The organism is Streptomyces sp. NPDC002640, assembly GCF_053592575.1.
Window position 1 is genome coordinate 22,689 of sequence record NZ_JBSFVZ010000042.1, and the last position, 9,649, is coordinate 32,337.

Annotated in this window: 7 protein-coding genes; 1 reads left to right on the forward strand and 6 read right to left on the reverse strand. The window is 70.1% G+C overall.

The window, feature by feature from the left end:
- Nucleotides 1-14 precede the first annotated feature (14 nt).
- Nucleotides 15-311 (forward strand): DUF6510 family protein, encoded by a 297-nt coding sequence (locus tag ACWD3O_RS33385; protein WP_451418476.1) that lies wholly within the window; start codon nt 15-17, stop codon nt 309-311.
- An 86-nt stretch (nt 312-397) separates the two neighbouring features.
- On the opposite strand, the gene ACWD3O_RS33390 is transcribed toward ACWD3O_RS33385, so the two are convergent.
- The 6 genes from ACWD3O_RS33390 to ACWD3O_RS33415 form a co-directional block, all read right to left on the reverse strand.
- Nucleotides 398-2,989, reverse strand: a complete 2,592-nt coding sequence (locus tag ACWD3O_RS33390) for a hypothetical protein (RefSeq protein ID WP_451418477.1) — start codon at nt 2,987-2,989, stop codon at nt 398-400.
- Between the two features lie 451 nt (nt 2,990-3,440).
- Nucleotides 3,441-4,310 carry a hypothetical protein gene (locus ACWD3O_RS33395; protein WP_451413960.1) on the reverse strand — a complete coding sequence of 290 codons (870 nt, stop codon included), beginning with the start codon at nt 4,308-4,310 and terminating at the stop codon, nt 3,441-3,443.
- Nucleotides 4,311-4,700: 390 nt separating this feature from the next.
- On the reverse strand, nt 4,701-5,771 hold the full coding sequence (locus ACWD3O_RS33400; RefSeq protein ID WP_451418478.1) for a hypothetical protein: 1,071 nt from the start codon (nt 5,769-5,771) through the stop codon (nt 4,701-4,703).
- Entirely contained in the window at nt 5,764-6,660 is an 897-nt protein-coding gene (locus ACWD3O_RS33405; RefSeq protein ID WP_451413962.1) for a ParA family protein, read from the reverse strand. Before ACWD3O_RS33405 ends, ACWD3O_RS33400 begins: the two co-directional genes overlap by 8 nt.
- A 956-nt stretch (nt 6,661-7,616) precedes the next feature.
- Nucleotides 7,617-9,194: an acyl-CoA carboxylase subunit beta gene (locus ACWD3O_RS33410; protein ID WP_451413963.1), complete on the reverse strand. Its 1,578-nt coding sequence runs from the start codon at nt 9,192-9,194 to the stop codon at nt 7,617-7,619.
- A gap of 302 nt (nt 9,195-9,496) precedes the next feature.
- Nucleotides 9,497-9,649: adenosylhomocysteinase (locus tag ACWD3O_RS33415; RefSeq protein WP_451418481.1), on the reverse strand; the 153-nt coding region annotated here is incomplete at its 5' end.

The following is a 9,649-nucleotide window of genomic DNA, read 5'->3' on the forward strand; positions in this document are numbered from 1 at the left end:
CAGAGGAGACCGACGTGACCCAGCACCGCCCCTCCTACCTCGACGGGAACGCTCTGGCCGGGCCGCTCTCCGAGGTGTTCGCCGTCGATCCCACGACCGCCTGGCGCCTGTGCCCCCGGTGCCGGATGCCCTCCACGCTCGGTCAGTTGCACGTCTACGGGCCCGAACCCGGCCTCACGGGCCGCTGCCCCGGCTGCGCCGACATCGCCCTGCGTGCCGTCGCCCAGCCCGGCCATCTCTGGGTCCAGCTCGGCAGTGGCGGCGGCGCGTTCCGCTTCACCCTGCCGAACGGCGTGGGCAGGTATACGTAGGGAGTCGGCCGGCACTGGCGCATGCCAGGCCATCGGTGGCGAGGCATCACGGGATCGCGGGGTCGTGAGGTCGCTGCACGCGGCCGTCACGCGACCGGCTCGCACAACGGGCGTGCGGCGAGCTCCTCCAGGCGGGCGGCCCATGCCTGCCGGTCGCCCTCCTCCGGCCCGGACGTCCGGGCCTGCCGCACCACCGCCAGACGTCGCCGCAAGAGGTCCTCGACGACCCTGCCGCGGGCGTCCGCCGCCACGTCGTCCGCCCGGCGGAGGGCGGCCTCCGTCACGGGCCGGACACGTCGCAGTACCGCGCGGCGCAGCTGCTCGAGCTCGGCCCGCACGACGGGCGAGTCCTCCAGTTCGGCGGCGACCCGCGCACGGTACTCGTCGACCAGGGCACGGGCCCGCTCGCGTTCCGCGAACGCGCGGGCAAGCGCCGCGCCGGGCCCGTCCGGAGCATCCGCGACCGCCTGGGTGCCTGCTTCCCGCACAGCGGCCCGGACCTCGGCCTCCGTCTCGGCGACCGTCGCCCGCACGGCGTCCGGCCCTTCGTCGGCGACCCGGGTGAGGGCCAGCTCCACGGCCTCCGTGACGCCACGACGTGTTCCGGCGGCGAGGACGCACGGCAGGCACTCCCCGCCCACGTCCTCGGCCCCGCAGTGCACGCAGGGAGCACCAGCAGGCGCGGTCTCGGTGTGTGCCGCCGCCTTGCGCTCGGCCAGGGCACGGTCACGTCGTTCCCTCAGGGCCACAGCCGCCTCGTGGCGTGCTCGGTCCCGGGTCAGCTGCCGTTGCCAGCGGTCCCGGAGCTCGGTGTCCACCAGGACCTGCCGTTCCGGCGCGGGCGCGCCGGGGTGCCGCCGGTTCACCTCCGCGGCAGCCGCCCGCCGGGCACCGCGTCGATCGGCGACCAGGCACGTGCAGCTCTCGCACTCCGCGCCGACGTCGAGCCGCAGGCCGTCGTCGCAGAGCACCGACCAGCATCCGGCCCGCTGCGGCAGGCCCCGTCCGATCAGCCAGGCGGCGAAGTCGCGGACCGCCACGCCGCCCTGGGCGTTGAGCCTGCGCTGCAGACGGGCGGCGAGGGCGTGCTGTGCGGCCGCGGCGGAGCCCAGGAGGCCTTCCAGCCGCACCAGCTCCGCCCGCACGATGCCGGTCAGCCACCGCACCCGTCCAGCGGCGAGCCCGGCCCACAGCCAGGCCACGGGGGCCAGGGCCACCTCGAGACCTGCGGGGAGACGGAGCTCAGCCGCCGTTACCGAGGTGTGGTGCCTGGTGCCGGTCGTCGGCTTCTCCCCGCGCAGCGGGACACCGCCAGGGCCACGGTTCGCGGTCCGGCTCCCGGGAGCGGCGGGAGGGCAATCCTCGCGTGCGGGTGCGCGTTCCCGCAGACGGCCTCCGCCCCTGACGGCGGAGCCGGAAAAACCGGAAGACAACCTGGTCGGCGACGAGGACGGGGGGGTCACAGGAGCGTGGTGAGTGTGGAACTCTGCAGGTCCGTCGGCGGCTCCGGAATCCGGGACTCCGTGCGGCACTTGGGGAAACGCGTTCTCGGGGGAGTTCGAATCACTGGATGCAGAGACATCGTCAGTCACACAGGTGTCGAAGCCCAACTGCTGCCACCCGGGCCCCGACAGCCGCACGGTCTCCTCGTCGTCCCCGGCAGCGCAGGCGCAGGAACAACCACAGGGGGACGCGGGTGGCGCGGAGTTCGGCTCCGGCTCGGGCTTCGGCTCGGGTTCCGGTTCCGGCTCGACCGCGGTCTTTTCCCAGGCGGCTTCCCTACGCAGCTGGGCGTACGCGGCCGCCACCGGCAGGACACGCAGACGGTCCCGGCCCGGGCGGCCGCCAGCGACGACTTCCAGCAGCCCCGCAGTCACCAGCCGGTCCACGATGCGGGCCGCGGTCGGCACCGCGCATCCCAGCAGCCCGGCGACCGTCACGTCCGCCCGCAGCCAGCCGTCCTCGCGTCCCGCCACGCCGGTCGGGCCGACGGGGAGGCGTCCGGCGCGCATGCGGACCCAGCCGTCACTCCGTGCCTCGAGGGCGAGCAGCAACCCGGCCAGCCGCAACGCGGACGCGCCGTGACCACGGAAACGAGCCAATTCTCCCGCCGGGACCGGGGACTTGCCCGGTGGCGCCCAGCCCGGGCCGAACAAGGCCTCGCAGAGGCGGAGGAGAGTGGCGAGTTCGGCCCGGGAGAGCGCCAGCGGGTCGCTCGGGCCGCCGAGCTTCCGGGCGGCGGCGAAGGGCAGAAGGCGCCACAGCAGACCTTCCACGAAACCGTCCGCGCCGCGCTGGGGCTCGACCTCGGCGGCGCCGTCACGGAGTTCGGGCAGGACGGTGTGGTTGACGTGCGAGGCACTGCAACCCAGCCAGCGCCCCAGCTCGGACGTGGTCAGGGAGGCGTGCCCGCTGCCCGCGTTGGTCTTCGCGAGGAGCACCACGGCGGCCGCCCGGGCCGAGTGGGGGGCGTCGCTCAAGGTGGGGTGCCGCAGCAGGGCGTGGATCGCGGTGCGCAGGGCGGTGCGCATGGAGCGGCCGAGGCAGAGCGGGTGTCCGGGGGCGGCCTGGGGAGGGGGGCCGGGCTGGTCGGCCGGCGTGTTCCGCGGCCTGCTCGCGGAGGTGCGGGGGGGCGGCTGAGGGGTTCGTCGTGCCGGTCGGTGCGCGACGTCAGCCATGGAAGGGACGATCACGGTGGCGCATGCTCCATAATGAGAGTGAGGAATGAGGGGTAACCCAGCGCTTCAGCCCGTCCGGCCGGGAAGCTTGGAGTGAGGGCTGGGCGCACGGAGATGTCAGGTCAACTGGCCTCGTCTCCCCTCGCGTAGGCGCGGTGTGGTCCGGGCGATGTCCGCATCACACCGCGCCTCGTTCCGTGTTCGTCGAGGCGTGTGCCTCCGGCCGGAATCAGGCACGGGCTGAGCCGCGCGGGCACCATTACGGAGGGCGGGCCGGGACGGCGTGCATACTGGTGGGGTCCTTGCGATTCGCGCCGGCGTATCCGGCGCGGGAGAGAGCGGCGGTCTTCCTTGCGGAGGCCGCCGTTCTTGTTTGTGGGCACGGGCCTGCTTGTGGGGCTGCCTGAGGGCCCGCTCGTGGGCACAGACCCGCTTGTGGGCACAGCCCCGGTCACTGGACGAAGGGGTCCGGGATGCGGGTGATCCACGACCCGAGCGGGAGCTTGAAGATGTGGTGCGGTCCGTGGGAGCTGTCGACCAGCCACTGGGCCGCCTGCCCGAGGGTGTGGGTGACGTGGGTGGCGTTGGGGACGACCCAGACGTTGCTCTCGGGGGTGCAGTCCCCGCTCTCCAGGGCCGTGCGGACGGTCGTGATGGCGTGCGCGAGCCAGCTGGGGAAGTTGCGTTCGGGGTGGCCGCCGACGTCTTCGGTCAGCCAGAGGCCCTGAAGGCTGTTGGCGACCTTGAGCAGGATGACGTCGTGGTGGGTGAGGTCGTGGAGGTCGGCGAGGTCGGCGTCCGCCAGGCGGTGCAGCAGCGAGACGGGGGCGCCCGCCGCCTGGGCGACGAGTCGCACCGCCGGTGAGTCGCCGAGTTGCCGGATCTCGAAGGGGTGGGGCAGCGCGGCCGCCCAGGCGCCGACCGGGATCCGTACCGCGGTCAGGTCGTGGCCGGTGGAGCGGGCCGCGTAGGCGGCTGCCTCCTGCTGCGTGTGGGTGACGAACGAGCCCTTGGAGTCGACCCACACGGTGGTGTGGGGGTTGGCCTCGCCGCCGACGAGCGCGTCCCTGACGGTGTTGAGGGCGAGGATCTGCCAGAGGTCGAGTTCCTTGACGTCCTTGGGGTCGCGTCGTTGGCCGGGCCAGACGATCTGGTTGAGGAAGGCCAACGCCTTCACGACGATGACGTCCTCGCCTTCGAGCGCGTGCGGGTCGAGGAGACCTCGTTCTATGGCCAGGCGGGCCCAGCGGGCGTTGACGTCCGCCGCGGTGGACACCGCGTGGGGCGAGCGTCCGCGTCGTGTCTCGGTCGGTGCACCCATGGTTCTGGTTCTCCTGTCTGGCCGGCGGTGGTGCGTCAGACCTACAGAGGCCTGACGTAGCCAGATGTTACGCCGTATCAACGCCCTCCTGAGCCAAGTCCCCTGATTGGGCGTTTTGTGCGTTTCTCACCTTTCAGTCGTTCGTTCGAAGTGTCACGCCGTGTTGATAGATCCGTGGATGATGCAAGGATCGATTCGATCAACGGGGCGAAGGGGGGATGGACGGATAGCTGCGTAGCTAGCTAGGTAGATAGGTGGATAGCTAGCTATCTACCTATCGGTCTGCCTATCGAGCTGCCTACCTGTCTGCCTATGAGTGCAGGTCAGAGCAATGACAGAGGGCCCCCTGGCTGTCCGCCAGGGGGCCCTCAAGGGGGTATCTGCTCGTGTCTACTCGTCCGGGAAGGCCAGTGGACCGTCGTTCTCGAGCTCCTTCAACAGCGCCTGGACCACCGCGCTGGACACGTGAACGGCGGTGCGAGGGCGACCGGCTCGTTTCATTTCGTGCGGCAACGCGCGCACTTTTGACGCCACATCGGGGCCGAGTCGGTAGGTGGACTGCTTGCCCTTCGAACCGACGTTGCCTTCGGTCAGGTATTTTTCTGCGAGACTGACCTGTTCGTCCAGCGTCTCGGGCAGGTGGCGCCGGAAGGCCGCGTCCACGTAGTGCGCCTGCGTCATCCGCTTCCCGGTGGCGTCCGTGTCGTCGACCGCGCGACGGGTCAGCTCCTCGGCGAGGCCTTCGGCGAGCCGTACGGGGACTGCCTGCCAGTTCCGCGTGCCGAGCTGCAGGTCGAGCATCGAGCCCTTCCAGGAGGTCGCCACCGCCCGGTGGGCCTCGCTGCCCTCCGGCTTCGCCTTCCGGCGTCGCTCGCCGTCCTTCGCCTTGCGGGCCGGCGCGGCGGACTTGTGCTGCACGGGTTCTTCCGCGGGGGCCTGTTCCGCGGCGGGGGCGGCCTCCGTGGGGGCGACCTCGGCGGGGATCGGCTCCGGCTCCGGCCGGGACGGCTGCTGGGGTGCCGGCTGCACGGGCGCCGGGTGCGCGGGCGTCGGCGGCGTCACGGCCTGCGGCTCCAGCGGCTTCTGGGGCTCGCGGGGCCTCTGCGGGGGCTGCGCGGCGGCCTGTTCGAGCACCGGCGCCGCGGCCGGCGGCTGCGGCACGGGAGGCGCCGCCTGCTCCGGGACGGTGGGCGCGGGCGCGGGCGCGGTCGGCGCCGGTGCGGGAGCAGCGGCCTTGGCGTCCTCCTCGACCTTCTCCTGGGAGAGCTCTTCGGCGGAGTCCGTCTGGGGCTCGGGCTTCTGGACGGTGTCGGGCGTCGCTGCGGGAGGCGTGGCCGCAGGGGCCGTGGCGTTGCCGAAGACCGAGTTGCTGATGAGGTCTTCCGCCCCGGCGAAGGCGGGGCCGGCCATCAGCGCGTCGACCGCCGGCGCCTGCCTGCGCTTCCTGCCTGCGCTAGGCATTGGCCGTCACCGCCGCCTCCTGGTCGTCCTCGACACGCGGCGCCGGGAGGTCCCACTGGTCCCGCGGAGTCCGCAGGCGCGTCAGGAGCTCGTTGGCCAGCGCCGCGTAGACGCGGCCCACTCCCCCGGCGTTGGACACCGCGGCCGGGACGCCGTCGGCGTAGGCCCGCGAGATCAGCCGGTTCTTGCGGACGCGGCTCTTGAAGGGGAAGAGCCCGCCCTTCAGCATCATGTCCTGGACGTGCAGGTCCTCGATGGCCTCGGAAGCGGGCGGGTTGGCCCGGTTGAGGAAGGCGCCCAGGAAGACGGGCTTGTGGTCGTCCGCGGCTTCGGACAGACGCTGCACGGCGGCGCGTAGGACCAGCGCTCCCTTGACCGTGGCGTACTCGGGGTTGCACAAGGTGACGACGGCGTCGGCGGCCTTGAGGCCGACCAGGTTGAGGGAGGAGACGGCCGGCGGCGTGTCGATCAGACAGATGTCGTACTCCGACGCCGCGGAGGCCAGGAGGTCCCGGAGCAGCCCCATGTGCTGCTTGTCGGACGTCACGAACATCTCCTGGGCCCGCGTCATCGTGTGCTCGAGCGATGCGAGGACGCCGAGGGTGCCGGCACCGTCGAACGGGTCCAGCATGGCGGAGACGTCCTGCACGTGCGGGAGGACGTCGGGCTTGCCGATGCCCTGGAGCGCCGCCTGCATGAGCCATCCGAGAGAGTGCTCGCCCTGGTCGGGAGTCAGGTTCACACCCAGCGCAGAGCCGGCCTGAGCCTGGGGCTCGAGGTCGACGATCAGGGTCCGCTGGCCGTTGAGGGCCAGCGTGGCGCCGAGATTGACCGTGGTGGTCGTCTTGCCGACGCCTCCCTTCTGAGAAGGAATGGCGAGTGTGAGCATCTGCTCCTCCTTGGTGTCCTTGCGATTGGGCGACATCCTACGTCGTGATGTTGAAAGAGAGGCTTAGGCGGCCAGAGTGGCGGAGAAAGTCCGACATGCCTGGTCGATAGTCGTCACGGCGTGAAAGCAGTCCGACGGCTCTTTCAGCTCCTCGATCAGAGGATGGTCGCGCAGGCCCGCAAAAGGCCAAGTGAGCGCAAGACAACCGTAGTTGAGAAGCGCGTCGGCAGGACGCAGGCATCGCTCCCGAGAGGGATGCGAGGCGAGGGGACGACCTCGGTAGGTCGGCGAACGACACGCAGACGGGGTCGGCGAGCAGAAGAAAGATCCGTGGAGTGGCTGACGGGTGGAGTCATGCCGTGGTGCCACGGAGGAGTGGGCGACGGGACGGTCGCGCGGAGAGTGGGGTGGGCGCAGAGGTGGGTGAAGCGGTCGTTGGCGAGCCGCATGGAGGCTAGACGGGATGACGACTGAGCATGTGAGAGAGCTTGCTGAAGGCAGGGACAACAGGCAAGCGGGTGGAGGGAAGGAAAAGCGAGGTGCTGGATGGGCAAGACGCAGGAGGAGATGACTCGATCGAGGGTGAGTCGAGTAGATGACTGACTGGCGAGAAGGCCGAAGGGCAGATGGAGGCAAGGGTGAGTGCAGTGATGCAATGACTGCTTAGAGGAAGAGTAGTCGAAGAAGCTGGATGGTGAGCTAGATGCATGCATGGCTAGCTAGCTACTTGGCTACTTAGATATCTAGATAGCTAGCTACCTCTCTAGCTGCCTATATAGCTAGCTATCTAGATACCGCCCCGCCTATTGAGTCAGCTACTCGCCTGGCTACTTGTGTACCTTGTTGTCTAGCTATGCGTTTGCCTACTTGTCTAGCTATGCGTCAGCCTTCTAGACAACCTATGCGTCTACCTATATCTCTACCTACAGAGATACCTATATTTCCAGGTCAGAGCGCTACTGAGGCTGGTTGCCATGCTTGCGAGAAGGCTGCTCCACGTACTTGGTGCGCAGGACCTCAAGCGCGTCAATCAGTCTCGCGCGCGTCTCTGCGGGGTCGATGACATCGTCGACCAGGCCGCGTTCCGCGGCGTAGTACGGGTGCATGAGCTGTTCCTGATACTCCTTGATGTGCCGCGTGCGGGCGGAGTCAGGATCGGCCGCAGCAGCGATCTCGCGGCGGAAGATGATGTTCGCGGCCCCTTCCGCGCCCATCACGGCGATCTCGTTTCCGGGCCAGGCCAGCGAGAGATCGGAGCCGATGGAGCGTGAGTCCATGACGATGTAGGCGCCCCCGTAGGCCTTCCGCAGGATCAGCTGGATGCGGGGAACGGTGGCGTTGCAGTAGGCATAGAGAAGCTTCGCCCCGTGCCGGATGATGCCCTCGTGCTCCTGGTCGACGCCGGGAAGGAAGCCCGGCACGTCCACCAGCGTCACGAGCGGGATGCTGAAGGAGTCGCAGAACTGGACGAAACGAGCCGCCTTCTCGCTGCTCTTGATGTCGAGGACACCGGCGAGCGCGGCGGGCTGGTTGGCGACGATGCCGACCACATGGCCGTCCAGACGGGCCAGGCAGCACACCACGTTGGGCGCCCAGGCTTCGTGCACCTCGAAGAAGTCACCGGCGTCGACGAACTCCTCGATGACGGCGCGGATGTCGTACGAGCTCTTCGGGTCGGCCGGCACCATGTCGCGCAGTGCCGGGGTGAGCCGGTCGGGCTGGTCGGCACTGGGCTGCACGGGCGGCAGCTCGCGGTTGTTGGAGGGCAGGAAGGACAGCAGGTAGCGGACATCGGCGAGGCAGCTGTCCTCGTCGTCGTAGGTGAACTGGGCGACGCCGGAGAGGGAGGCGTGGGTGTCGGCCCCGCCCAGTTCGTCCTGGCTGATCTGCTCGCCGGTGACGGCCTTCACCACGTCCGGCCCGGTGATGAACATCTGTGAGGTGCCGCGCACCATGAACACGAAGTCGCTCAGCGCCGGGGAATAGGCCGCCCCGCCCGCGCAGGGGCCCATCATCACGCTGATCTGCGGGATGACCCCGGAATTGCGGACGTTCCGCTGGAAGATGCCGCCGTAGCCGGCGAGAGCGGTCACGCCTTCCTGGATACGCGCTCCGGCACCGTCGCAGAGGCCCACTACCGGAGCTCCAGCGGCGGCGGCCATGTCCATGATCTTGTGGATCTTCTCGGCATGCGCCTCGCCGAGGGAGCCGCCGAAGATCCTGAAGTCGTGGGCGTACGCGAAGACGACACGGCCGAACACCCGGCCCCAGCCGATGACCACGCCGTCGGTGTACGGGCGTCTGTCCTCCAGGCCGAAGCCGCTCGCCCGGTGTCTCCGCAGCCCTTCGACCTCGGTGAACGCACCGTCGTCGAAGAGGAGCGCCAGCCGCTCCCGGGCGGTGAGTTTGCCTTTGGCGTGCTGCGCCTGGGTGGCCTTCTCGCTCGGGCCCCGGCTCACTGTGTCGCGGATGGCCGCGAGCTCGGCGACCGTGCCACGCGGCTGCCGGACCGGCTTGTCGTGCAGGGCGGTCATGGGGCTCCCCTTCCGGCCGTGTGGGCCAACAAGGCCCGAGTCTGCGCCGTCCCGCTCGAAGCCGGTCGGAGCGCCGGTCGAAGCGTGACCGCGTGGGTGCCTTCCGGCGTCACGCGAGCCGCCGTCGAGGTGCGGGCGGGAGGCTCGGCTTGCTTCGGGACGGCCTGCTGCGAGGTCTCCCAGGGCACTGGACCGCCCGCCGGCCCCGCTCCGTCCCCCTCCGGAGTCGGCGGGCGTTCGTCATCGGTCCTCCGGGCGCGAACGCCGGGAGGACCGATGACGACGCCAGTGCCGCCGGATGCTCAGTAGCGGTAGTGATCCGGCTTGAAGGGGCCCTCGACCTCGACGCCGATGTAGGAAGCCTGCTCCGGGCGGAGCTTGGTGAGCTTCACACCGAGCGCGTCCAGGTGCAGCGCGGCGACCTTCTCGTCGAGGTGCTTGGGCAGCACGTACAC